A 21,687-nucleotide genomic window follows, 5' to 3' on the forward strand; every position below is an offset into this window, starting at 1 on the left:
TGCGCGGCCGCGGCCAGGGCTGGGTCACCGCCGAATACGGCATGCTGCCCCGCGCCACCCACACCCGCGGCCGCCGCGAGGCCGCCGAGGGCAAGCAGTCGGGCCGCACCCAGGAGATCCAGCGCCTGATCGGCCGCTCCATGCGCGCGGTGATCAATCCGACCCTGCTGGGCGAGCGCCAGATCTCGCTGGACTGCGACGTGCTGCAGGCCGACGGCGGCACCCGGACGGCGGCCATCACCGGCGCCTGGATCGCCCTGCGCCGGGCGGTGAACTACCTGATGGAGGAAGGGCTGGTGACCACCGACCCGATCACCGACCAGGTCGCGGCCATCTCCTGCGGCATCTATAACGGGACCCCGGTCCTGGACCTCGAGTACGAAGAGGACTCCAACGCCGAGGCCGACGCCAACTTCGTGCTCACCGGCTCGGGCGACATCGTCGAGATCCAGGCCACAGGCGAGAAGCGCGGCTTCAGCCAGGGCGAGTTCGAGGCCCTGTTCGCCCTGGCCCGCAAGGGGATCGCCGAGCTCTGCGAGCTGCAGCTCGAGGCGGCGGCCCGCAAATAGGCCCGCAAACGCAAAACAGGCGGCCCCGCGAAGGACCGCCTGTTTCGAACGTGGCCGCCGCCCGGAGGCGGCGGGTTACGAATTTAGAGGCCGTTCAGCAGCTGCCGGAAGGCCGAGGCGGGCAGGCGGGCCAGCTCTTCGGCGAAGGGCGCCATCAGGCGGTCGATCAGGTTTTCAAGGGCGCGAGCCATGGAGAGCTCCTTTGTGCGACGCAGCAATTGTTGCGGCGCATATAGGCTGAAAACCCTTACCTGACAATATCTAAGCACCGCTCAGTCGCACTTTTTGCACTTGCGTGCGCAAAAACCACACCGCACTGCGGCATCACGCCGCTGTTACCCGCTATCGTCGTCGTCCGGCAGGTCGTCGGCGGGGCCGGGTTCGTAGTGCAGCAGGTCCCCGGGCTGGCAATCCAGTTCGCGGCACAGGGCCGCCAGGGTGGAGAAGCGCACGGCTCGGGCCTTGCCGGTCTTGAGAATCGACAGGTTGGCGATGGTGACGCCGACCCGGTCGGCGAGTTCGGTGAGCGACATGCGGCGTTCCAGCAGCACGCGGTCGAGCAGGACACGAATGGGCATGATCTAGATCGTCAGCTCCGCTTCGCGGCGTAGGCGCGCGCCTTCGCGGAACACCTCAGCCAGGACAAACACCACCAGGACCGAGAACCAGGCCGTCAGGCTGACGCCCTGGCTGTCCTTGGTCTGGGCGAGGTCCAGCCATTCGCCGGCGGCGCGGACGGCGTAGCGCACCAGTTCCAAGCTGCCGAGCGCCAGACCGATCACCCGCAGGCGCAGCACATTGTCGGGATGGAAGGGATCGCCGGCGGTCAGGGTGGCGAAGATCTGACGCAGGCGGGCGACGATCACCTGCAGGCCGGCCATGTAGAGGGCCGCCGCCAGCAGGCCGCCGGCCAGGACCGGGCCCCGGCTGATCACCTTGGCGCCCTCGACGCTGAGGGACAGGCTGCCGATCAGGTCGGGATTGAAGCTCAGCAGCAGGGCGGCCAGCATCAGCAGGCCCACCACGCCGATCCCGATCCACAGGGCGACATAGACCACGTCGAGGATGATCTTCAGGAAGCTCGAAACCGAGCCGGGCCCCAGGGCGCGCATCAACTGTCTCTCCCCGCTCGGATGGCTCCGCCGCCAACGCGGCGGCTGGCGGCGGGAAGCGTCAAACTTCAGCACGGGAGCTTAGCCGACCAGGGCGCCGGCCACCAAGGCCACCACCGGCAGGGCGGCGAGAACGACCACGACTTGCATCAGGGCGCGGTCCATCCAGGTCATCACAGGCGTAAACATCTCTTCATCTCCATCTTGGCCGCCGAGGCGGTTGTGTGTGTGCGGGCGGCCCGTCGCCGTCCATGTCGTTAGTCAATACGGGCGCATCGCTTTTCGATCAAGATAATTATCGAAAAACGATATGAAACATTCGTAATGTTCCATCCGTGGCCGCCGACATGTGCGCCAACCCCCTGCAATTGAACGGGTCGCGGCGCGCGACTATGGTCGCCGACCAACCCGGAGATCTTCCCATGGCGCTCAAGCTCGAATCCGGCGCCCGGCTAGTGGTGGCCACCCACAACCCGGGCAAGGCCGTGGAGCTGGCCGCCATCCTGGAGAACCGCTTCACCCTGGTGACCGCCGGCGAGCTGCGCCTGGCCGAACCCGACGAGACCGAGACCACCTTCGCCGGCAACGCCCTGCTCAAGGCCCGCGCCGCGGCGCAGGCCAGCGGCCTGATCGCCCTGGCCGACGACTCGGGGCTGTCGGCAGCCGCCTTGGACGGCGCGCCTGGCATCTTCTCCGCCCGCTGGGCCGGACCGACCAAGGACTTCAGCCAGGCCATGGCTAAGGTGGAGGAACGGCTGGAGGAGTCGGGCTCGGAGGACGCCAGCTGCTGGTTCACCTGCGCGCTCGCCGTCGCCTGGCCGGACGGCCCCGCGGTCGTGGTGGAGGGCAAGATCGACGGAACCCTGACCTTCCCGGGGCGAGGAACCCGGGGCTTCGGCTATGATCCCATCTTCACGCCGCTGGGCCACGACCAGACCTTCGGCGAGATGGAGCCCCTGGCCAAGGACGCCATGAGCCATCGGGCGCTGGCCTTCGCCAAGCTCAAGGCCGCGCTGTTTTGACTCCGCTGGGGGTCTATATCCACTGGCCCTACTGCGCCCGCATCTGCCCCTATTGTGACTTCAATGTCCTGCGCGACCGCGGCCGGGGCGAGGAACAGCGCGCCCTGAAGGAGGCCATCCTCGCCGACCTCCGCCGCCACCGGGAGCTGACCGGCCCCCGGGAGCTGACCTCCATCTTCCTCGGCGGCGGCACGCCCTCCCTGATGGACCCCGATTGGGCCGGGGAGATGATCGCGCTCTGCCGCAGCCTCTGGACGCCGGCCGCCGACCTGGAGATCAGCCTGGAGGCCAATCCCACCGACGCCGAGGCCGGTCGGTTCGCAGGCTTCGCCGCCGCCGGCGTCCAGCGCCTCTCCCTGGGTGTCCAGGCCCTGGACGACGCCAGCCTGGCCCTACTCGGCCGCAACCATGGCGCGGGCGAAGCCCGCCGCGCCGCGGCCCTGGGGGCCAGGGTCTTCCCGCGCCTGTCGTTGGATTTGATCTACGCCCGCCCCGGCCAGACCCCGGACGCCTGGCGGACGGAACTCGCCCAGGCCATCGACCTGGGGGCCGAACACCTCTCGCCCTACCAGCTCACCATCGAGGCCGGCACCGCCTTCGACCGCGCCGTGAAGCGCCGAACCCTGGTCCCGCCTGGGGAAGACCTGGCCGCCGAGCTGTTCGACGCCACCCAGGAGACCCTGAGCGCGGCGGGCTTTTCCGCCTACGAGGTCTCCAACCACGCGCGGGGGCCTGCCGCCCGCTCGCGGCACAACCTCGTCTACTGGCGGGGCCAGGACTATGTGGGCGCAGGCCCCGGCGCCCATGGCCGCCTGACGCTGGAAGGCGCGCGCACCGCCAGCTTCGCCGCGGCCAAACCGGCCGACTATATCGCCCGCGTCGCCGAGACAGGCCTCGGCTGGGCCACGCGGGAGGCCCTCACCCCCGAGCAGGCCGCCGAGGAGCGGTTGCTGGCGGGCCTGAGGATCGAGGAGGGGGTGGCGTTCGATGAGATCGCGGCCCTGGGCCTGGCCCTCGCCCATCCCGAGGTCGCGAGCCTGATCGCCGCCGGACTGATCGCCCCCGACCCGGCCCGCCTGCGCGCCACGCCCGCCGGCCGCCTGGTGCTGAACTGGGTCACCAGCCGCTTAGCCCTGGCCTGAAGGGTTGCCATCGGGCCCCTGACCGGCGAAGCCTTGGCCCATGTCCCCCCGCCCGCCGCCGCCCGCCCTCTCCGACGCGCCCCTGGCGCCGGGCCTCTATCTGGTGGCGACGCCGATCGGGAACCTGCGCGACATCACCCTGCGCGCTCTCGACGTACTGGCCGCCGCCGACCTGGTGCTGGCCGAGGACACCCGGGTGGCCGGCAAGCTGCTGGCCGCCTATGGCCTGTCCAAGAAGCTGGAGCGCTATGACGAGCACTCCGCCGACCGGGCCGGGCCCAAGGCCCTGCAGGTCCTGAGCGAGGGGGGGCGGGTGGCCCTGGTCTCCGACGCCGGGACGCCCCTGGTGTCCGACCCCGGGTACCGCCTGGCCCGCGAGGCGATGGCGGAGGGCCTGCCGGTCTATCCGATCCCCGGCGCCTCGGCCCTGCTGGCGGGGCTGTCGGTGGCCGGCCTGCCCACCGACCGCTTCCTGTTCGCCGGCTTCCCACCTCCCAAGAGCGCGGCGCGCAGGACTTTCTTCGAGGAGCTGGCCGGCCTGCGCGCCACCCTGGTCTTCTTCGAGGGCGGCAGCCGCGTGGCCGCCAGCCTGGCCGACATGGCCGCCGTCTTCGGTCCTCGCGAGGCCGCCGTGGCCCGCGAGCTCACCAAGCTCTACGAAACCGTCACCCGCGCGCCGTTGGATGTGCTGGCCGCCGACAAGCGGTTCGCCGCCCCCAAGGGCGAGTTCGTCATCGTCGTGGGGCCGGGCCGGGAGGAAGCCGCCACCGCCGCCGATGTCGACACCGCCCTGCGCCAGGCCCTGGAGCGCCTGGGGACCGCCGACGCCGCCGGCGAGGTGGCCAAGGCCCTGGGCCTGCCCCGCCGCGACCTCTATCGCCGGGCCATGGAGCTGAAGGCGGACCCGTCGTGAGCGGGGTCCGCCAGGCCAGGGGCGCCGCGGCCCGCCTGGCCGGGCGCCGAGCCGAGATCTGGGCGGCGATCTGGCTGATGCTGAAGGGCTACCGCATCCTGGGCTTCCGCCTGAAGACTCCCCAGGCCGAGATCGACCTCCTGGCCCTGCGCGGCGGCGTCCTGGCGGTGGTGGAGGTCAAGCAGCGCACCACGATGCTGGCGGCCCTGGAGGCGGTGAGCCCCGACCAGCGGGCCCGCCTGCGCCGGGCCGGGGCCACCCTGGCGGCCCGCCGGCCCGCGCTACAGAAGGCCGCGGTGCGCCTGGACCTGATCGCCCTCGCGCCCGGCAGACTTCCGAGACATAGTCCCGACGCCTGGAGAGGCGCGTAGGGGCCGTTTGCATGACTCGCGAGGACGCCGAGACCTATCTGACCCAGGCGGGTCAGTGCGTTGACGGGGACTTTCCCCTGCTGGAAGCCGCCATCGCCTGCGCCCTGCACGAGGACCCCAGCCGGGACGCCCAGGCCGCCCGCGACCTGGGGGAGGCCGGGGTCGAGCGACTGACCCAGCGCCTGGCGCGGGAAAGCCCGGAGGAGGCCCTGGCCGAGGCCATGGCCGGCGACCTGGGCCTGGGGGGCGACCTCTTCACCTACGAGCACCCCGACAACGCCGACATCCTGGCGGTGGCGCAGCGGCGCAAGGGCCTGCCGGTAGCGCTCGGGGTCTATTACCTGCACGTCTCGCGGCGCTGCGGCCTGAAGGTCCAGGGGGTCGACTTCCCCGGCCACTTCCTGCTGCGCATCGAGACCCAGGAGGGGCCACTCGCCCTGGACCCCTATGCCGAGGGCCGGGTGGTCCTGCCCTCGGAGCTGACGCGGCGGGCCCTGCACGCCGGCCTCACCCCCAATGTCGCCGACCGCCTGGACCGGCTGATGGCCCCGGCCCCGGACCGGGCGGTGCTGATCCGGCTGCAGAACAACATCTTCGCGCGGGCCTCGGCGGCCGGCGATTTCGCCCGGGCCGAGCGGGCGGCCCTGCGCCGGGCCCTGCTGGACCCCCTCGACCACCGCCCCTGGCTGGACGTCGCCGCCGCCCGGGAGGGCCAGGGGGCGCTGGCCGGCGCCCTGCAGGCCCTGGCCCGGGCCTCGTCCCTGGACGGGGGCGCGGCGCTGGCCGCCCGGGCCCATCGCGAGCGGGTGCGCCTGAAGCTGAACTGATAGGGCCTAAGCGCTGGCGCATCGCGCCCTCGGCAACTATCTGAGACGCCTCAGCTCGCAAGGAAGTCCGCCCATGTCCCTGAAGGTCGCCGTCCAGATGGACCCCCTCGAGGGGATCAATATCGAAGGCGATACGACCTTCCTGATGATGCTGTCGGCCCAGGAGCGCGGGCACAGCCTGTGGGTCTACACCCCCGAGCGCATGGCCCTGGAGACCGGGACCCTGACGGCGCGGGGCCGGTCGGTGACCGTGCAGGCGATCAAGGGCGACCATGCCAGGTTCGGCCCCTGGGAGGTCCGCGACCTGTCGGAGTTCGACGTCGTCCTGCTGCGCCAGGACCCACCCTTCGACATGGCCTACATCACCTCCACCCACTTCCTGGACGCCATCCACCCCAGGACCCTGGTGGTGAACAACCCCACCGAGGTGCGCAACGCCCCGGAAAAGCTGTTCGTCACCACCTTCCCCGGCGTGCAGCCCCCGACCCTGATCACGTCGGACCTGGAGGCGATCTACGAGTTCCGCGCCCGCCAGGGGGACATCGTGCTCAAGCCGCTGAACGGCGCCGGCGGCTCGGGCGTGGCCCGGCTGCTGGCCGACGATCCCAATCTCGACGCCATGCTGGACCTGCACCGGATGATCAGCCGCGAGCCGGTGATCGCCCAGAAGTACATCCCAGCGGTCACCAAGGGTGACAAGCGCATCCTGCTGGTGGACGGCCAGCCGGTGGGCGCCATCAACCGGGTGCCGAGCGCGGGCCAGATCCGCTCCAACCTCGCCGTCGGTGGCCGGGCCGAGGCCGTGGAGCTGACCGCCCGCGACCGCGAGCTGTGCGGGATCATCGGGCCGGAGCTGAAGCGCCGGGGCCTGATGTTCGTGGGCATCGACGTGATCGGTGATTTCCTCACCGAGATCAACGTCACCTCCCCCACCGGCGCTGTCGCCCTGAAGCGCTTCACCGGGATCGACGCCACGGTGGTGATGTGGGAACGGGTTGAAGCCCTTCGCGCCACGGTCTAGCTTGTAAGGTGAGAAGACCGTCCTAGGTGACGGATTCATCTCATCTTCTCATTAAGTTCCTTTTTTGTTCTTGATCCGACCCGCGCCGCGTGCTGGGGTTGTGGATAAATCATGCTCAAATCGAGGACGTGAGACATGGCCGCGCGCGTCGTCACCATGGCGTTCCAGGGGGTCGAGGCCCGCCGAGTCGACGTCGAGGTGCAGCTGACCGGCGGCGAGTTCGCCTTCATCCTGGTGGGACTCGGCGACAAGGCCGTCGGCGAGAGCCGCGAACGAGTGCGGGCGGCCTTTTCCGGGCTTGGCCTGTCGCTGCCGGGCCGGCGGATCATCGTCAACCTGGCGCCGGCCGACCTGCCCAAGGAGGGCAGCCACTACGACCTGCCCATCGCGCTCGCGGTCATGGCCGCCATGGGGGTCATCCCGCCCGACCGGCTGACGGAGTGGGCGGCCATGGGGGAACTCTCCCTCGACGGGCGGATCGTCCAGGTGGCCGGCGCCCTGCCCGCGTCGGTGGCGGCCGGGGCGATGGGCCTGGGCCTGATCTGCCCGGAGGCCTGCGGGGCCGAGGCCGCCTGGGCCGGAGAGACCCCGGTCCTGGCCGCGCCCTCCCTGATCTCCCTGGTCAACCACTTCCGCGGGACCCAGATGCTGGCGCCGCCCAAGCCGGGCGCCATGATCGACGGCGAGCGGGTTCCGGACCTCAAGGAGGTCAAGGGCCAGGAGAACGCCAAGCGCGCCCTGGAGATCGCCGCGGCCGGCGGCCACAACCTGGCCTTCACCGGCCCACCGGGGTCGGGCAAGTCGATGATGGCCGCGCGCCTGCCGGGACTGCTGCCGCCCCTGACCCCGGCCGAACTGCTCGAGACCTCGATGATCCACTCGGTCGCCGGCCTGATCGCCAAGGGCGAACTGACCCGGGCGCGACCGTTCCGCAGCCCCCACCACTCGGCCACCATGGCGGCGCTGACCGGCGGCGGGATCCGCATCAAGCCGGGCGAGGTGTCCCTGGCCCACAACGGGGTGCTGTTCCTCGATGAGCTGCCGGAGTTCTCCGCCCAGGCCCTGGACAGCCTGCGCCAGCCCCTGGAGACCGGCGAGGTGATCGTGGCCCGGGCCAACGCCCATGTGCGCTATCCCGCCCGGTTCCAGCTGGTGGCGGCGCAGAACCCCTGCAAGTGCGGTTATGGCGGGCCGGGCCGCGGGGCCTGCGGGCGGGCGCCGCGCTGCCAGTCCGACTATCAGATGAAGGTGTCGGGCCCCTTCCTCGACCGCATCGACCTGCAGATCGAGACACCGCCGGTGAGCGCCGCCGATCTCGCCCTCCCCGCGCCGTCGGAGGGCACGGCGGAGGCCGCCGCCCGGGTGGCCCGGGCCCGGGACCTGGCCGCCGAGCGGGCCGCCAAGTCCGGCCACGAGCGGGCCGAGGCGATCAACGCCCGGGCCGAGGGGGAGTGGCTGGAGACCATTGTCGACCTCGATCCGCCGGCCCGCGCCCTGCTGGCCAAGGCCGCCGAGGCCAATGGCCTGACGGCCCGGGGCTGGACCCGCACCCTGCGCCTGGCCCGCACCATCGCCGATCTGGAGGGGGCCGGCCCCGTCCGCCGCGTCCACGTGGCCGAGGCCCTGGTCTACCGGCGGGTGGGAGTCGGCGGCCTAAGTCCCGTCGGCTAAACCCGCCCGCCGGTCGCGGTGAGCGTTCCGGGCGCCGATCGCCAGCGCCCCCAGCACCAGGTAGCTCCAGATCACCAGGGCGCGGAAATAGGCCAGGGTGCGGACGCCGGGATCGACGGCGATGGCGATGTGGGTGACCACCGCCAGCAGCTGGAAGGCGGCGGCGAACAACAGCCAATTGCGGTCAGTGGTGACCGCGAACCAGACCAGCACGCCCAAGAACATCGCATCGACGATGAACACGCCCCACTGGGGATCGAGCAGGACCGTTCGGTAAGTCAAGGGGGTGAGAATCCAGGCCGCCAGGTTGGCCAGGGCGATGACCCGCTCTGGCCCGCGGCCCCGCCACAGGGCGAAGCCGGAGACCAGGAACATCAGGATCGTCCAGGTCTGTTGGGCGAGCGTGGCGAAGACCAAGAGAATCGAGCCCCTGCAATCCCTAGTCAGGGGCTCGATCTTGTCAGAAGCCGCCGGTAGTTAGTAGCGACCTTTAGGCGGCGCGCCCGGCCCTGGCCACGGCGCGCAGGTTCGACGCGTCGTCGGCGGTCATCTGCGGCTTGGGCAGGGAGTCGCCGTACATCACCGCGCCCAGGCCCATCTGCTTCTGGGCGATGCTGAGCTCCATATGGGTCTCGCAGATGGCGCGGCGCGCGGTGGCCAGGGCGGCGAAGGCTTCGCTGGCCCGTTCCACGGCGCCCTGGCCGATCAGGGCCGAAATACCGGCTTCACTGCGCAGGCCCGGCATGATCCCGGCCAGGGCGGCGGCCTTGGCGAGCGCCGCGTCGATGGCGGCTTCGGCTTCGAAGAGGCTGGCGGCGACCTGGTCGGCCATGAGGCGGCGTTGCTTGAGCATGAGCGATCTCCTGCGCGCCGGAGAGCCCCCGGCGCGTTGCTGCTGAAAATTGTCGGTTTGAGGTCTAGTTAGGCGAGGTCTTGCAGGGCGTGCAGGCCGGCCAGCATCCCCCCGAAGGCGAGGGCGGTGATGATGGCGATGAGACCGATCAGCCCCAGTCTGACGGCAGGACTTAGGGCATTTCGGCCGATCCCTCCTGAGGGGGCTGAAAGCCCTCGTCCAAGAGCGCCCAGGTCATGCAGAGGATTTCGCGCAGGACCATTTCCGGTGGCTTGAACCGCGACATCTTGCGGGTGGCCGAGACCAGGTCTCGGGCCATCTCCGCCTTCACCGGGCAGCCCGCCAGGTCCGCCAGCTGGCGTTCCAGCTGGGCCCAGGTGAAGGCCGGGGCCGGGGCCTCCTGGGCCTCCGTCTCCGGCCAGCGGGCCTCGAAGGCCGCCACGTCCCGGCCCAGCCTCAGCGCCCGGCTGACCGCCGCCCGCTGCTCCAGGTCTTCCCAATCCCGCTGGTCGGGGTCCACCACCAGCAGGGCGCGCATCCAGTCGGTCATCGTCCCGGTCTCCCTTGTCGCCCTCAGAAGGCGGCGGGGGACCCAAATTGTCTGTCCTGATCGAGTCCTGTCCTGACGCGATCAGGACACCCCGGTCGTGGTCGGCCAGACGGCGGGCGGCGGCGTAGCGGTCGTCGACGCCGAGCTTGCGGCGGGCGCGGTCGCAATAGGTGTCGACCGAAGTCTTCGACATCCCCAGCTCGCGGGCGATCTGTTTCGAGCTAAGATGCCGGTCCACCAGGCGCAGGCATTCTCGCTCTCGGGGGGTCAAAAGCTCGACGGGATTCTCGGTCATGACTTGCGCTCAGCCCTAAGCCAGGCAAGCTAACGACTCGCGCGGACTTTCGTCCAGCCGTAACGGCGCAGCTACGGACTTTCGCTTTTTCTTCAGGCATTTGCGGGAGCGGCCCATGCCCCTCGAGGACGCCATCGGACCCCATCCCACGGACCTGGCGATCGGCGCCCGAATCCGGCTGCGACGCAAGTCGCTGGGGATCAGCCAGGGCGCCCTGGCCGAGCGGATCGGAGTGACCTTCCAGCAGGTCCAGAAGTACGAGCGCGGGGCCAACCGGGTCTCGGGCTCCACCCTGGTGGCCGTCGCCGCCGCCCTGGAGACCACGGTGGGCTGGCTGGTGGGGGAGGAGAGCCCGGCCGGCGGCGACGCGGAGGCGGTGCTGGCCCTGCTGGCGGCGCCCGGCGCCCAGGAGCTGCTGGAGGCCTTCGCGGCCATCCGCCGGGGCTCGGCCCGCCATGCCCTGATCACCCTGACCCGCGAGATGGCCGAACACGTGGGCGCTTGACCGACCGTTAAGCCGCCAGCGCCTAGGCTCATCCCATGGCCCGCAAGATCCCGACCGCCCCGCCCGCCCCCGACGCCCGCGTCAGCGCCGAGCAGCTCGCCTCCCTCAGCCACGAGTTCCGCACGCCCCTGAACGGCGTGCTGGGCATGGCCCGCCTGCTGGAGGGCACGGGCCTGACCGCGGAGCAGAAGGCCTATGTGGCCGCCCTGCGCGACTCCGGCGAGCACCTGCTGAGCCTGGTCAACGACGTGCTGGACTTCGCCAAGCTGGGCGCCGACAAGATCGAGCTGCACCCGGCCACCATGGACGTGGAGGGTCTGCTGCGCTCGGTGAGCGAGCTGCTCTCGCCGCGCGCCCAGGAGAAGGGGCTGGAGATCGCCTGGGCCGCGCCCCCCGGCATCGGCCAGGCCCTGGCCGACGAGGGCCGGCTGCGCCAGATCCTGCTCAACTTCGCCGGCAACGCCGTGAAGTTCACCGAGACCGGCGGAGTTCTGCTGACCGTGGCCGAGCGGCCGGGCGGCCGCCTGCGCTTCAGCGTCGCCGACACCGGCCCCGGGGTCACCCAGGCCGCGCGCGACAAGATCTTCGAGGCCTTCGCCCAGGCCGATCCTTCCTATGACGCCCAGCTCGGCGGGGCGGGGCTGGGCCTGGCCATCGCCCGCAAGCTGGCGGCCGCCATGGAGGGCGAGGTGGGCGTCGAGGACGCCCCCGGCGGCGGAGCCCTGTTCTGGTTCGAGGCGGCCTTCCCGCGCCTGGGCGGGGTGCGCGAAGCCGCCCTGGCCGGTCATGTGGTGGGGGTCATGTCCCCCAATCCCGTGGTGGCGGAGTCGGCCCGGCGGCAGATCGAGGCGGCTGGCGGCGTGCCAGTCAACGGTCAGGACCGGATGGCCGAGGTGCTGCTGGTGGACCATGCGTTCGCCCCCAGCTGCCCGCCGGACGCCCGGCCGGCCATCATCCTGTTGCCGCCCGACCAGAGGGCGCGGATCGAAAGCTATCGGGCCCAAGGCTTCGCCGGCTACCTGATCAAGCCCCTGCGGCGGGCCTCGGTGGCCGAGCGGGTGCTGGCGGTGCTGGGGGAAGGCGCCCATCGCGCCGAGGCCCCGGAGGACGAACGCATCGCCCCGGCCATCGCCCCCGGCGCCCGGGTCCTGCTAGTGGAGGACAACGCCATCAACGCCCTGCTGGCCCGCACCCTGCTGGCCCGCGAGGGCTGCAAGGTCGACCACGCCGGCGGCGGCGAGGAGGCCATGGCCGCCCTGAAGGTGGGCCGCTACGACCTGATCCTGATGGACATGCGCATGCCCGGCATGTCGGGCCTGGACGCCACCCGCGCCCTGCGGGCCTCCGGCGTCGACACCCCCGTGGTGGCCCTCACCGCCAACGCCTTCGAGGACGACCGCCACGCCTGCCTGGACGCCGGGATGAACGATTTCCTGGTCAAGCCGCTGGCTCCCGACGCCCTCCGCGGGGTCCTGGCCCGGCTCAGCCGCGGCGGCTGGACGGAAACCGCGGACCGCGCCAAGGTCGGCTAGAGTCCGGGGCCCGCCCCGGCTGACGCCCGGGGGGAAGCCGCATGACCATCGAAGCCGCGCCGAAACGCAGCGCCTGGAGCGCCATCAAGGTCTATGGCGAGCGGCGCGCCCTGGTGATGCTGGCCCTGGGCTTCGCCTCGGGCCTGCCCAACCTGCTGATCTTCGACACCCTGTCGGCCTGGCTGCGGGACGCGGGGCTTTCCCTGGAGGTGATCGCCTTCTTCAGCCTGGCGACGCTGGCCTATTCCCTGAAGCTACTCTGGGCGCCGCTGATCGACCGCGCCGGTGTGCCGATCCTCACCAAGTGGCTGGGCCACCGCCGCTCCTGGATGCTGGTCTGCCAGGCCCTGATCATGCTGGGCCTGTGGCTGATCTCTGGGGTCGATCCCAAGACCAGCCTGGGGCTGATGGCCGCCTTCGCCGTCTTCGTCGGCTTCACCTCGGCCACCCAGGACATCGTCATCGACGCCTGGCGCATCGAGGCGGCGACCACCGAAAAGCAGGGCGCCATGGCCGCGGCCTATCAGTGGGGCTACCGCATCGCCATGATCGTGGCCGGGGTCGTGCCGCTGGCCATGTCCGACGTGGTGGGCTGGAGCCTGTCCTACGCCCTGATGGCCGGCCTGATGGTGGTGGGCGTGCTGGGGGTCCTGGGGGCGCCTCGCGAGGCCAAGCATCTGATGCGCGATATCGACTTCGCCGGGGTCGCCGGGATTCCGCTCCGCGACGGGGTGGAGTGGGTCCTGCGTCTGGCCATCGTCCTGCTGGGCGCCCTGGTCTTCGGCTCGGGCCTGGCGGGCAACGCCACGGTGCTGCAATCGGTGACCGCCAGCCTTGGCCGGCCGGAACTGGGGGACGCCATCAAGGCGGCCTGGGAGGCCAAGCCCTTCGGGGTCTTCGCCCAGGTGGGCGGCATCCTCACCGGGGTGGCCCTGATCGTGGTGGCCGCCCTGCCCATCCCCGGCCTGCCCACGCGGCCCGGACGCTACCTGTCGACGGCGCTGGGGGCGCCCTTCATCGACTTCTTCCGGCGCTACGGCGATGTGGCCGGCCTGATCCTGGCGCTGATCTGTGTCTACCGGCTGAGCGACTTCGTGCTCAACATCATGAACCCGTTCTACATCGACCTCGGCTTCGACAAGCTGCAGATCGCAGAGGTCCGCAAGGTGCTGGGCGTCGTCATGTCGGTGATCGGGGTCGGCCTGGGGGGCTTCTCGGTGGCGCGGCTGGGCCTGATGCGCTCGATGGTGATCGGCGCCTTCGCCGGCCCGATCTCCAACCTGGTCTTCGCCTGGCTGGCCTTCCAGGGCCCCGACCTCTGGGCCCTCAGCGTCGCCATCGGAGTGGACAACATCGCCTCCGGCTTCGCCGGCACCTGCCTGATCGCCTATATGTCCAGCCTGACCGGCGAGGGATTCACCGCCACCCAGTACGCCATGTTCTCGTCCTTCTACGCCCTGCTGGGCAAGCTGGTGGCCTCCCAGTCGGGCAAGGTGGTGGAGGGGGCCGCCAAGGCCGCCGACCAGGGCGGGGCCTTCTCGGGGTTGAAGGCTCTGTTCACTGGCCTGCCGCCCCGCACCTTCGCCAGCGCGGTGGAGAAGTCCGGCGTGACCCCGGCGGCGCTCGGCTCGGGCTACGTCGTCTTCTTCGTCTATTCGGCCCTGCTGGGCGTGGTGGGGATCATCCTGGTCTTCATGGTCGCCGCCCGGACGCCGAAGACCGTGGAGGAGCCGGCGTCCGATCCTGAGACCGCCTGATCAGGTCGTCGACAGGCAGATCACCTGGGCCACCCGCAGGTCGCGGCGCAGGGTGTCGGCGACGCGGCCGTAGTTGTCGGTGGTGACGCTCTCGCCCACCGCGAAGCTGGCCGGGCGCTCATGAGCTTCCGACAGGGTGGAGGCGAGCGTCTCCGGGGCGGTGGTGTAGATGCGGCCCCGGCGCGGGGCCTCGGCCACGGTCACCCCGATCACCCGGCCGGCGCGATCCAGGGCCGGCGCGCCGGAGAGGCCCGCCAGGGTGCCCTTCAGCCCGTCGGTGCGGCCGGTCTCGGCCCAGACCAGGACCGGCTCGGTGCGGGCGCCGCGGCCGCGCACCACCAGATTCTCGCGGCCCAGCAGGCGGGAGGTGGCCTCCCCGGACTGGCCCTGGGGGAAGCCCGGATGATAGGCGCGGTCGCCCCGGTGCAGCTTCTCGTCCAGGCCCAGCGGCAGGGGCGCCGAGCCCCCCTCGGTGGTGAGGATGGCGGCCTCGCCGCGCTGGTCGATGCGGACCCGGGCGGCGACGCCCCGGCCCTCGGCCACCACGATGGCGGCCTGGGTGCAGCCGTCCACCACATGGCGGGCGGTGACCCAGACCCCGCGGTCGGCGACGGAGAAGGCGGTGCCCAGCCCAGGCTCGGCCTTGGCCGGCACGTCCACCACCACGGAGGGATCGAAGGGAGAGGCGGGACCGAGCGGCATGCCCTCCTCGCCCGGCACCGGCGGCGGCGGCGGCGGGGCGTCGGCCCGCTCCTGGCGGCCGACGGCGGCGATCAGCAGGGCCAGGACCACCGCCGAATAGACCAGCCAGTCGGGGAGCTTGGGAAAGTGCATGGGCGCCTCAGCCGGCCACGGCCGCGGCCAGGATCAGGGCGGTGGCCAGCTTGGCCCCCACCAGCAGGGCGGCGGCCGAGATCTCGCCCTCCTGGATGCGCTGGGGCAGGCCGCGCAGGATCATGTCGACGATGCGGAAGATCAGCAGCTGCACCACCACCGTCGAGGCGCCCCAGATGCCGATTTCGATCAGGGAGGTCGAGGCCGTCAGCGACACCGCGAGCGGAATGGCCAGGCCGATCATCACGCCGGCCAGGGACAGGGCGGCGGCGGAATTGCCCTCGCGGATCAGGGCGATCTCGCGGTGCGGGGTGAGCAGGACATAGAGCGCGCTGCCCAGGAACAGGATCAGGACCGTCAGGCCCGCGTGCAGCAGGGTGATGGGAAACCCGGTGGCGAAGGCCTGGATCTCAGGGGACTGAAGCGCGGGCGGCATCGGGATCCTTGGCGGAAGGACGAAGGTGACGCTTGGTTAGCACGGACCGGGCGCCAGGGCGAAAATCGTTCAGGCGGCGGGCGAGTCCACGGGTTCGGGCGCGGCCTTGCGCCGGGCGCTGGCGCGGACCTTCTCGCTCTCGCTCTTCAGCTGGCCGCAGGCCGCCAGGATGTCGCGCCCGCGCGGGGTGCGGATTGGCGAGGCGTAGCCGGCGCGGTTGAGGATGGCGGCGAATTTCTCGATCGCCCCCCAGTCGGAGCAAACATAGTCGGTCCCCGGCCAGGGATTGAACGGGATCAGGTTGATCTTGGCCGGCAGGCCCTTGAGCAGCTTCACCAGGGCGAGCGCCTCGGCCGGGCTGTCATTGACCCCCTTGAGCATGACGTATTCGAAGGTCACCCGCCGGGCGTTGGACAGTCCCGGATAGGCGCGGATGCCGGCGATCAGCTGCTCGATCGGGTACTTCTTGTTGAGCGGCACCAGGACGTCGCGCAGGGGGTCGTTGGTGGCGTGCAGGGAGATGGCCAGCATGGCCTGGGTGCGGTTCCCCAGAGCCTCCAGCTCCGGGACCACGCCCGAGGTGGAGACCGTGATCCGCCGCCGCGAGATGGCGATGCCCTCGCCGTCGGCGATGATGTCGATGGCGTCGGCGACGTTGTCGAGATTGTAGAGCGGCTCGCCCATGCCCATGAAGACGATGTTGGAGAGCCGGCGGTCCTCCTTGGGGCTCGGCCATTCGTTCAGGTCGTCGCGGGCCACCTGCACCTGGGCCACGATCTCGGCGGCGGTCAGGTTGCGCACCAGGGCCTGGGTGCCGGTGTGACAGAAGGTGCAGTTCAGTGTGCAGCCCACCTGGGAGGAGACGCACAGCGCGCCGGCCCGGCCGACGTCGGGGATATAGACGGTCTCCACCTCGATGCCCGGGGCCATGCGGATCAGCCACTTGCGCGTGCCGTCCTTGGAGACCTGACGCTCGACGATCTCGGGGCGCGACAGGGTGAAGGCCTGGGCCAGCACCGCGCGGGTTTCCTTGGCGATGTCGGTCATCGCCTCGAAGTCGGTGACCCCGTAGTGGTGGATCCAGCGCCACATCTGGTTGGCGCGCATCCTGGCCTTGGGCGCAGGGACCACGTCGGCGGCCACCAGGGTCTCCACCAGCCCCTTGCGGGTCAGGCCGCAGAGGTTCGGCTTGGACGGCGGCGCCGCGACCGTGGCGCGCGAAAGATCGAGGGTGACGCCCAAGGGGAAAACTCGCTGGCTGGAAGGTCCGCAATATAGGGCCGCCGGCCCCGCGCGCCAAATCGGCCTGGCGTCGCAGGCCGCGCGGGCCACTCAAACAAATGTTCGGCCCCGCACTTCCGCAGGCGCCGACCCTGCGCTAGCGTCCGCCGACTTTCGAAAAACGATGTCCGGGGAGACGAAGATGAAGGCCCTTCTGAGCAAGACGACCGGCGGTCCTGAGACCCTGAGCTACGAGGACGTTCCCGCCCCGGAGGTCCGTCCCGGCGCCGCGGTGATCAGCGTCAAGGCCGTGGGGATCAACTTCCCCGACGTGCTGATGATCGAGGACAAGTACCAGATGAAGCCCCCCCGCCCCTTCTCGCCGGGCGGCGAGCTGTCGGGCGTGGTCAAGGCCGTTGGCGAGGGCGTCACCAATGTGAAGGTCGGCGACCGCGTCCTGGCCAACACCGGCTGGGGCGGCCTGGCCGAGGAGGTCCTGCTGCCGGCCAACCGCCTGTGGCACATCCCCGACACCATGCCCCACGACGTGGCCGCCGCCTTCATCCTCACCTACGGCACCAGCTATCACGCCCTGAAGGACCGCGGTCACCTGAAGGCCGGCGACACCATGCTGGTCCTGGGCGCGGCCGGCGGCGTCGGCCTCTCGGCCGTCGAGCTGGGCAAGGCCATGGGCGCCCGGGTCGTGGCCGCCTGCTCCAGCCAGGAGAAGTGCGACCTGGCCATCGCCCATGGCGCCGACGCCGGCATCGTCTATGGCCGCGGCCCCTTCGACCGCGACGGCCAGAAGGCGCTGGGCGCCCTCTTCAAGGAGGCCGGCGGCGCCGAGGGCTTCAACGTGATCTATGACGCGGTGGGCGGCGACTACGCCGAGCCGGCCCTGCGCTCCATCGCCTGGGAAGGCCGCTACCTGGTGATCGGCTTCGCCGCCGGCGACATCCCGAAGATCCCGCTGAACCTGGCCCTGCTGAAGGGCTGCGACATCGTCGGCGTTTTCTGGGGCACCTGGACCACCAAGAACCCCGAGCTGTTCGCCCAGTCGATCGACGAACTGCTGAAGCTCTACGCCCAGGGCAAGGTCAAGCCGCACGTCTCCGAGCGCTTCCCCCTCTCCAAGGGCGCCGACGCCATCGCCCACCTGGGCAGCCGCAAGGCCATGGGCAAGGTCGTGGTGACGGTCGACTAGGCCGCGCCTCTCGACGCGGCAGCCGTCCCGCTCTAGTGATCGCCGATCAGTTACAAGAAACGGGGAAGCGAAATGGCGGGACGTCTCGAGGGCAAGGTCGCGGTGATCACCGGGGCCGCGTCCGGCATCGGTCTGGGGACCGTGGAACTGTTCGTGGCCGAGGGCGCCTGCGTCGTCGCCGCCGACATCCAGGACGAAAAGGGCGCCATGCTGGAGAAGCGGTTCCCCGGCAAGGTGGTCTACGCCCATTGCGACGTGACCAATGAGGCCCAGATCGAGGCCGCCCTGAAGCTCGCCAAGAGCGCCTTCGGCGGCCTCGACATCCTGTTCAACAACGCCGGCATCTCCGACCGGATGACCTCCATCGCCGAGATCACCGCCGACGGCTGGAGCTGGATCTTCGACGTCCTGGTGCGCGGTCCGGCTCTGGGCATGAAGCACGCCGTGCCGCTGATGCTGGAGCGCGGCGGCGGCTCGATCATCAACACCGCCTCCATCGCCGGCCTGCAGGCGGGCTGGGGGCCCATCGCCTATTCCACCGCCAAGGCGGGCGTCATCCACATGAGCCGCGCCGCGGCGGCCCAGCTCTCGCCGCAGAAGATCCGGGTCAACGCCATCTGCCCGGGCCTGATCGCCACCTCGATCTTCGGCGCCTCGCTCGGCCTGCCCCGCGAGGTGGCCGACCAGATGGCCGCCCGGGTCGCCGAGAACGCCGCCAAGGCTCAGCCGGTGCCCAAGGCCGGCATGCCCGACGACATCGCCAGGGCCGCCCTCTATCTCGCCTCCGACGACGCGGCCTTCGTGTCGGGCACGCACATCGTGGTGGACGGCGGCATCACGGTCGGCGGCCGCCATTCCTGGGACCCCGAGGCCGGCTCGCCCTTCGCCGCCCTGTTTGGCGAAATGATGCCCGCCCCCGGCGCGACCTCGTAACCATGGTGGGCAAGGCCGCCCTTCCGGAGCTGGCGCGGGGCCTCGACCCCGCCCGGCTGCACGCGGCCTTCGCCCGCTTCGGGCGCCTGCACCTGCCCGGCGTCTTTCGGCCCAAGGACGCCCAGGCCATCCATGCGGCCCTGGTGGCCGCCCCCTACCACCGGTCGCTGACCGCGGCGGGCAAGAGCTACGACATCGCGCTGGAGACCCTGGCCGCCATGCCGCCCGAGCGCCGGGCGGAGCTGGAGGCGGCGATCCTGGAGGGCGGGCGGACCGGCTTCCAGTACCAGTTCGACGCCTGGCGGCTGTCGGACCTGATGGAGGCGGGCCAGAGGACCGGCGGGACGCTGGCGCCCCTGGAGGGCCTCTACGACCTGATCAACAGCGAGCCCTTCCTGGCCTTCATCCGCACCCTCACCGGCGACCCGCGCTGCGCCTATGCCGACGCCCAGGCCACCCGCTACCGCCCCGGCGACTTCCTCACCGCCCACGACGACGACGTGGCCGGCAAGAAGCGGCTCTACGCCCTTGTGCTGAACTTCACGCCCGCCTGGCGGCCCGACTGGGGCGGCCTGCTGGCCTTCCACGACGCCGACGGCCACGTGAGCGAGGCCTACACCCCCACCTTCAACGCCCTGAACATCTTCCGCGTGCCCCAGCAGCACGCCGTCACCCAGGTCGCCAGCTTCGCCGGCGCCGAGCGGCTCTCCGTCACCGGGTGGATCCGTGAGCGCTGAGGCCGCGCCGAAGCCCGCCCTGTCGCCCAACCTGCACGGCGCCCTGTGGATGGTGGCCTCGGCCCTGGGTTTCACCGCCATGACCACCCTGATCAAGTATCTGGGGGACGACTACGCGGCCTCGCTGCAGACCTTCTACCGGCAGTTCTTCGGCTTCCTGATCATGCTGCCGGTGATCGCGCGCCATCGCGGCGCGGCCTTCGCCACCACCCGGCCCGGCATCCTGATCTTCCGTTCGGCGGCGGGCACGGTGGGGATGATCCTCTCCTTCTACGCCTTCCAGAAGATGCCGCTGGCCGACGCCAACGCGCTCTCCTTCACCCGCACCCTGTGGCTGGTGCCGCTGGCCTTCTTCGTGGTGCGCGAGCCGGTGGGGCCGCTGCGCATCGGGGCCGCCGTCGTCGGCTTCCTCGGCGTGCTGATCATGCTGCGGCCCGGCGCCGGCGGTTCCTTCGCCATCGGCCTGCCGGCGCTCGCCATGCTGGCCTCGTCCTTCCTGTTCGCGCTCACCATCACCGGCATGAAGGTGATGACCCGCGACCACGCCCCCATGGTGCTGCTGGTCTGGTCGGCGAGCCTGGGCCTGGTGCTCGCCCTGCCCGGCGCCTTCCTGGCCTGGCGCTGGCCCGAGCCTTTCGACCTGCTGCTCCTGGCCCTGATGGGGGTGCTGGGGACCATCACCCAGGGCTGCTACATCAAGGGCATGTCCATCGGCGACGCCGGCGCCATGGCCCCCATCGACTATATCCGCCTGGTCTTCACCGTGATGGTGGGCTTCGCCCTCTTCCACGAGGTCCCCGGGATCTGGACCGTCGTCGGCGCGGGCGTGGTGGTGGTCTCCACCCTGTTCATCACCTGGCGCGAGCATGTGACGAACCAGGCAAAGGCCGCGGCCCTCGTCGAGCCGGTCTAGAGCCCCGTTTCGAATGAATCGAAACGGGGCTCTAGATTCTTGACTTGGTCGCTCTTCCTGATCGCCTGACTTGATCCAAGTCAGGCGGGAAACGCTCTAGGCCTTCGGTTCCCGCTCGACGTGGAACAGGCGGGTCTCGCCGAAGAACACCTCGACAGCCTGGCACTCGGCGTGCAGCGCCAACAGCTCGCGCGCCCGCCTCAGGGCCTCGACATCGTCCCGGCAAAGGGCCGGCTCGAAGCGCGTCCCCTCCCGCCCGTCGCGGAGATAGATGGTGTAGGTCTTGAGCATGAAGTCCCCCGGGCGCGCATTGCGGCCGGGGTTCGGTCGCGCGCCTTGACGGAGGTCAAATTTCCCCTGGCGGGCGACAGTCCGCGCGGTTTAGCCGCCCATCTTGTCCAGGAAGCCCTTGGCCGCCGCGCGGTGTTTGGGCTTCAGGTTCTTGCCCACCACGGCCATCAGGGCGGCGAAGACCGCCGCGTCATCGGTGAAGCCGATCACGCCCAGGATGTCGGGGATCGCGTCGGTGGGCAGGACGAAATAGGCCAGGGCCGCCATCATCAGTCCCTTGGCCGCCCGCGGCGTCTCCGGATCGCGGGCGCAGTACCAGACCGACAGCGCGTCGCCGGCGAAGGGGATCTTGGCGGCCACCTTGCGGAACTTGGGCCAGAAGCCCTGGGCCACGCGCTGCTCGTTCACCCGCTGCACCGCCGGAACCAGGGCGTGGTCGGGATTCAGGGCGCTCTTGGGATCGAAACCGTCGCCATTGACGTGGCGTGACGCTTTTGACTTGCCGCTCATCGGGCTAAAGCCTCGGGGGAAACAAGACCTAGTCTAATCGAAACCGGGAGCGACGCGTCCATGAAACTCAATTCCTCTATCGCCGCGGTTGTCACCGGCGGCGCCTCGGGCCTCGGCGAAGCCACGGCCCGCCAACTGGCGAGCCACGGCGTCAAGGTGGCCATCTTCGACATGAACGAAGCCAAGGGCGAAGCGGTCGCAAAAGAAATCGGCGGCGTCTTCTGCAAGGTCAACGTGACCTCCGAGGAAGATGTCGACGCCGGCTTCGTCAAGGCCCGCGCCGCCCACGGCCAGGAGCGCATCCTGGTCAACTGCGCCGGCACCGGCAACGCCATCAAGACCGCCGGCCGCGACAAGGCCACCGGCGAGACCAAGCACTTCCCCCTCGACGCCTTCAACCTGATCATCCAGATCAACCTGGTGGGCACCTTCCGCTGCATCGCCAAGTCGGCCAAGGGCATGCTGGAC

26 protein-coding genes and 1 pseudogene are annotated in these 21,687 nt (G+C 70.6%); 16 read left to right on the top strand and 11 right to left on the bottom strand.

Annotation, left to right across the window (positions count from 1 at the left end; translation table 11 throughout):
• The coding region (gene rph / locus Q7T09_RS09070) for a ribonuclease PH (RefSeq protein ID WP_304699281.1) at nt 1-569 on the top strand (569 nt) is incomplete at its 5' end.
• Nucleotides 570-904: 335 nt separating this feature from the next.
• On the opposite strand, the gene Q7T09_RS09075 is transcribed toward rph, so the two are convergent.
• Together Q7T09_RS09075 and Q7T09_RS09080 are read right to left on the bottom strand one after the other, a co-directional pair.
• A complete protein-coding gene (locus Q7T09_RS09075) occupies nt 905-1,147 on the bottom strand; it encodes a helix-turn-helix transcriptional regulator (RefSeq protein WP_304699282.1) in 243 nt (80 codons plus the stop codon).
• A gap of 3 nt (nt 1,148-1,150) precedes the next feature.
• Nucleotides 1,151-1,681: a DUF2975 domain-containing protein gene (locus tag Q7T09_RS09080; protein ID WP_304699283.1), complete on the bottom strand. Its 531-nt coding sequence runs from the start codon at nt 1,679-1,681 to the stop codon at nt 1,151-1,153.
• Between the two features lie 422 nt (nt 1,682-2,103).
• Here Q7T09_RS09080 and rdgB point away from each other — a divergent pair, with 422 nt between their 5' ends.
• The 7 genes from rdgB (at nt 2,104) to Q7T09_RS09115 (ending at nt 8,648) form a co-directional block, all read left to right on the top strand.
• Nucleotides 2,104-2,703 (top strand): RdgB/HAM1 family non-canonical purine NTP pyrophosphatase, encoded by a 600-nt coding sequence (gene rdgB, locus Q7T09_RS09085; RefSeq protein WP_304699284.1) that lies wholly within the window; start codon nt 2,104-2,106, stop codon nt 2,701-2,703.
• Nucleotides 2,700-3,845: a radical SAM family heme chaperone HemW gene (hemW, locus tag Q7T09_RS09090; protein WP_304699285.1), complete on the top strand. Its 1,146-nt coding sequence runs from the start codon at nt 2,700-2,702 to the stop codon at nt 3,843-3,845. The genes rdgB and hemW overlap by 4 nt, the downstream gene beginning before the upstream one ends.
• Before the next feature lie 40 nt (nt 3,846-3,885).
• Nucleotides 3,886-4,758: a 16S rRNA (cytidine(1402)-2'-O)-methyltransferase gene (rsmI, locus tag Q7T09_RS09095; RefSeq protein WP_304699286.1), complete on the top strand. Its 873-nt coding sequence runs from the start codon at nt 3,886-3,888 to the stop codon at nt 4,756-4,758.
• The gene (locus tag Q7T09_RS09100; protein WP_304699287.1) at nt 4,755-5,129 is read left to right on the top strand and encodes a YraN family protein; all 375 of its coding nucleotides are present in this window, start codon (nt 4,755-4,757) and stop codon (nt 5,127-5,129) included. Before rsmI ends, Q7T09_RS09100 begins: the two co-directional genes overlap by 4 nt.
• 11 nt (nt 5,130-5,140) lie before the next feature.
• Nucleotides 5,141-5,956, top strand: a complete 816-nt coding sequence (locus Q7T09_RS09105; protein WP_304699288.1) for a transglutaminase family protein — start codon at nt 5,141-5,143, stop codon at nt 5,954-5,956.
• A 73-nt stretch (nt 5,957-6,029) separates the two neighbouring features.
• Entirely contained in the window at nt 6,030-6,977 is a 948-nt protein-coding gene (gshB, locus tag Q7T09_RS09110) for a glutathione synthase (RefSeq protein WP_304699289.1), read from the top strand.
• A gap of 135 nt (nt 6,978-7,112) precedes the next feature.
• Nucleotides 7,113-8,648, top strand: a complete 1,536-nt coding sequence (locus Q7T09_RS09115) for a YifB family Mg chelatase-like AAA ATPase (protein WP_304699290.1) — start codon at nt 7,113-7,115, stop codon at nt 8,646-8,648.
• On the opposite strand, the gene Q7T09_RS09120 is transcribed toward Q7T09_RS09115, so the two are convergent.
• From Q7T09_RS09120 to Q7T09_RS20475, 4 genes and pseudogenes are all read right to left on the bottom strand, one after another.
• Nucleotides 8,631-9,065, bottom strand: coding sequence for a hypothetical protein (locus Q7T09_RS09120; RefSeq protein WP_304699291.1), 435 nt, complete (start codon nt 9,063-9,065; stop codon nt 8,631-8,633). The genes Q7T09_RS09115 and Q7T09_RS09120 overlap by 18 nt on opposite strands.
• Before the next feature lie 73 nt (nt 9,066-9,138).
• Nucleotides 9,139-9,501, bottom strand: coding sequence for a hypothetical protein (locus Q7T09_RS09125; protein ID WP_304699292.1), 363 nt, complete (start codon nt 9,499-9,501; stop codon nt 9,139-9,141).
• Between the two features lie 172 nt (nt 9,502-9,673).
• Entirely contained in the window at nt 9,674-10,051 is a 378-nt protein-coding gene (locus Q7T09_RS09130) for a hypothetical protein (protein WP_304699293.1), read from the bottom strand.
• Between the two features lie 124 nt (nt 10,052-10,175).
• Nucleotides 10,176-10,346: pseudogene (locus Q7T09_RS20475) on the bottom strand (response regulator transcription factor); the annotation flags it as partial.
• A gap of 115 nt (nt 10,347-10,461) precedes the next feature.
• On the opposite strand from Q7T09_RS20475, the gene Q7T09_RS09135 reads away from it, so the two are divergent.
• Genes Q7T09_RS09135 through Q7T09_RS09145 form a run of 3 tightly spaced genes read left to right on the top strand, consistent with a single transcriptional unit; the run spans nt 10,462 to nt 14,140 of the window.
• A complete protein-coding gene (locus tag Q7T09_RS09135; protein WP_304699294.1) occupies nt 10,462-10,851 on the top strand; it encodes a helix-turn-helix domain-containing protein in 390 nt (129 codons plus the stop codon).
• Nucleotides 10,852-10,886: 35 nt separating this feature from the next.
• Nucleotides 10,887-12,383 carry a response regulator gene (locus Q7T09_RS09140; RefSeq protein WP_304699295.1) on the top strand — a complete coding sequence of 499 codons (1,497 nt, stop codon included), beginning with the start codon at nt 10,887-10,889 and terminating at the stop codon, nt 12,381-12,383.
• 41 nt (nt 12,384-12,424) lie between these two features.
• A complete protein-coding gene (locus Q7T09_RS09145) occupies nt 12,425-14,140 on the top strand; it encodes an MFS transporter (protein ID WP_304699296.1) in 1,716 nt (571 codons plus the stop codon).
• Here Q7T09_RS09145 and Q7T09_RS09150 read toward each other — a convergent pair whose 3' ends face one another.
• The 3 genes from Q7T09_RS09150 to rlmN form a co-directional block, all read right to left on the bottom strand.
• Nucleotides 14,141-14,974 carry a serine protease gene (locus Q7T09_RS09150; RefSeq protein ID WP_304699297.1) on the bottom strand — a complete coding sequence of 278 codons (834 nt, stop codon included), beginning with the start codon at nt 14,972-14,974 and terminating at the stop codon, nt 14,141-14,143. It abuts the gene before it with no gap.
• 7 nt (nt 14,975-14,981) lie between these two features.
• A complete protein-coding gene (locus Q7T09_RS09155) occupies nt 14,982-15,410 on the bottom strand; it encodes a DUF350 domain-containing protein (protein ID WP_304699298.1) in 429 nt (142 codons plus the stop codon).
• A gap of 69 nt (nt 15,411-15,479) precedes the next feature.
• Complete coding sequence (gene rlmN, locus Q7T09_RS09160; protein WP_304699299.1) at nt 15,480-16,652, bottom strand: 23S rRNA (adenine(2503)-C(2))-methyltransferase RlmN; 1,173 nt, start codon at nt 16,650-16,652, stop codon at nt 15,480-15,482.
• A gap of 181 nt (nt 16,653-16,833) precedes the next feature.
• Between rlmN and Q7T09_RS09165 the strand changes: the two genes are divergently transcribed.
• The 4 genes from Q7T09_RS09165 (at nt 16,834) to Q7T09_RS09180 (ending at nt 20,418) form a co-directional block, all read left to right on the top strand.
• Nucleotides 16,834-17,835: an NADPH:quinone oxidoreductase family protein gene (locus Q7T09_RS09165; RefSeq protein WP_304699300.1), complete on the top strand. Its 1,002-nt coding sequence runs from the start codon at nt 16,834-16,836 to the stop codon at nt 17,833-17,835.
• A 72-nt stretch (nt 17,836-17,907) separates the two neighbouring features.
• Nucleotides 17,908-18,768, top strand: coding sequence for an SDR family NAD(P)-dependent oxidoreductase (locus tag Q7T09_RS09170; RefSeq protein WP_304699301.1), 861 nt, complete (start codon nt 17,908-17,910; stop codon nt 18,766-18,768).
• A gap of 2 nt (nt 18,769-18,770) precedes the next feature.
• Complete coding sequence (locus Q7T09_RS09175; protein WP_304699302.1) at nt 18,771-19,505, top strand: 2OG-Fe(II) oxygenase family protein; 735 nt, start codon at nt 18,771-18,773, stop codon at nt 19,503-19,505.
• Nucleotides 19,495-20,418, top strand: a complete 924-nt coding sequence (locus Q7T09_RS09180; protein WP_370689222.1) for a DMT family transporter — start codon at nt 19,495-19,497, stop codon at nt 20,416-20,418. The genes Q7T09_RS09175 and Q7T09_RS09180 overlap by 11 nt, the downstream gene beginning before the upstream one ends.
• Before the next feature lie 96 nt (nt 20,419-20,514).
• Here the strand turns inward: Q7T09_RS09180 and Q7T09_RS09185 are convergent, their stop codons facing one another.
• Both Q7T09_RS09185 and Q7T09_RS09190 read right to left on the bottom strand, forming a co-directional pair.
• On the bottom strand, nt 20,515-20,709 hold the full coding sequence (locus tag Q7T09_RS09185; RefSeq protein ID WP_304699303.1) for a hypothetical protein: 195 nt from the start codon (nt 20,707-20,709) through the stop codon (nt 20,515-20,517).
• 90 nt (nt 20,710-20,799) lie between these two features.
• Complete coding sequence (locus Q7T09_RS09190; protein WP_304699304.1) at nt 20,800-21,219, bottom strand: YkvA family protein; 420 nt, start codon at nt 21,217-21,219, stop codon at nt 20,800-20,802.
• Between the two features lie 60 nt (nt 21,220-21,279).
• Between Q7T09_RS09190 and Q7T09_RS09195 the strand changes: the two genes are divergently transcribed.
• Nucleotides 21,280-21,687 (top strand): SDR family NAD(P)-dependent oxidoreductase (locus Q7T09_RS09195; protein ID WP_304699305.1); only part of this gene is annotated, 408 nt, incomplete at its 3' end.

The sequence above is a fragment of the Phenylobacterium sp. genome (assembly GCF_030645195.1).
Classification (GTDB): domain Bacteria; phylum Pseudomonadota; class Alphaproteobacteria; order Caulobacterales; family Caulobacteraceae; genus Phenylobacterium.

Excerpts from the sequence above, each read along its gene's own strand:
- Q7T09_RS09130 (WP_304699293.1), bottom strand. The coding sequence starts at position 10,051 with ATGACCGACTGGATGCGCGCCCTGCTGGTGGTGGACCCCGACCAGCGG.
- gshB (WP_304699289.1), top strand. The coding sequence starts at position 6,030 with ATGTCCCTGAAGGTCGCCGTCCAGATGGACCCCCTCGAGGGGATCAAT.
- Q7T09_RS09190 (WP_304699304.1), bottom strand. The coding sequence starts at position 21,219 with ATGAGCGGCAAGTCAAAAGCGTCACGCCACGTCAATGGCGACGGTTTC.
- rdgB (WP_304699284.1), top strand. The coding sequence starts at position 2,104 with ATGGCGCTCAAGCTCGAATCCGGCGCCCGGCTAGTGGTGGCCACCCAC.
- Q7T09_RS09105 (WP_304699288.1), top strand. The coding sequence starts at position 5,141 with ATGACTCGCGAGGACGCCGAGACCTATCTGACCCAGGCGGGTCAGTGC.
- Q7T09_RS09170 (WP_304699301.1), top strand. The coding sequence starts at position 17,908 with ATGGCGGGACGTCTCGAGGGCAAGGTCGCGGTGATCACCGGGGCCGCG.
- Q7T09_RS09140 (WP_304699295.1), top strand. The coding sequence starts at position 10,887 with ATGGCCCGCAAGATCCCGACCGCCCCGCCCGCCCCCGACGCCCGCGTC.
- Q7T09_RS09135 (WP_304699294.1), top strand. The coding sequence starts at position 10,462 with ATGCCCCTCGAGGACGCCATCGGACCCCATCCCACGGACCTGGCGATC.
- Q7T09_RS09115 (WP_304699290.1), top strand. The coding sequence starts at position 7,113 with ATGGCCGCGCGCGTCGTCACCATGGCGTTCCAGGGGGTCGAGGCCCGC.
- Q7T09_RS09075 (WP_304699282.1), bottom strand. The coding sequence starts at position 1,147 with ATGCCCATTCGTGTCCTGCTCGACCGCGTGCTGCTGGAACGCCGCATG.
- Q7T09_RS09145 (WP_304699296.1), top strand. The coding sequence starts at position 12,425 with ATGACCATCGAAGCCGCGCCGAAACGCAGCGCCTGGAGCGCCATCAAG.
- Q7T09_RS09125 (WP_304699292.1), bottom strand. The coding sequence starts at position 9,501 with ATGCTCAAGCAACGCCGCCTCATGGCCGACCAGGTCGCCGCCAGCCTC.
- rsmI (WP_304699286.1), top strand. The coding sequence starts at position 3,886 with ATGTCCCCCCGCCCGCCGCCGCCCGCCCTCTCCGACGCGCCCCTGGCG.
- Q7T09_RS09185 (WP_304699303.1), bottom strand. The coding sequence starts at position 20,709 with ATGCTCAAGACCTACACCATCTATCTCCGCGACGGGCGGGAGGGGACG.
- Q7T09_RS09165 (WP_304699300.1), top strand. The coding sequence starts at position 16,834 with ATGAAGGCCCTTCTGAGCAAGACGACCGGCGGTCCTGAGACCCTGAGC.
- Q7T09_RS09175 (WP_304699302.1), top strand. The coding sequence starts at position 18,771 with ATGGTGGGCAAGGCCGCCCTTCCGGAGCTGGCGCGGGGCCTCGACCCC.
- Q7T09_RS09150 (WP_304699297.1), bottom strand. The coding sequence starts at position 14,974 with ATGCACTTTCCCAAGCTCCCCGACTGGCTGGTCTATTCGGCGGTGGTC.
- Q7T09_RS09155 (WP_304699298.1), bottom strand. The coding sequence starts at position 15,410 with ATGCCGCCCGCGCTTCAGTCCCCTGAGATCCAGGCCTTCGCCACCGGG.
- Q7T09_RS09080 (WP_304699283.1), bottom strand. The coding sequence starts at position 1,681 with ATGCGCGCCCTGGGGCCCGGCTCGGTTTCGAGCTTCCTGAAGATCATC.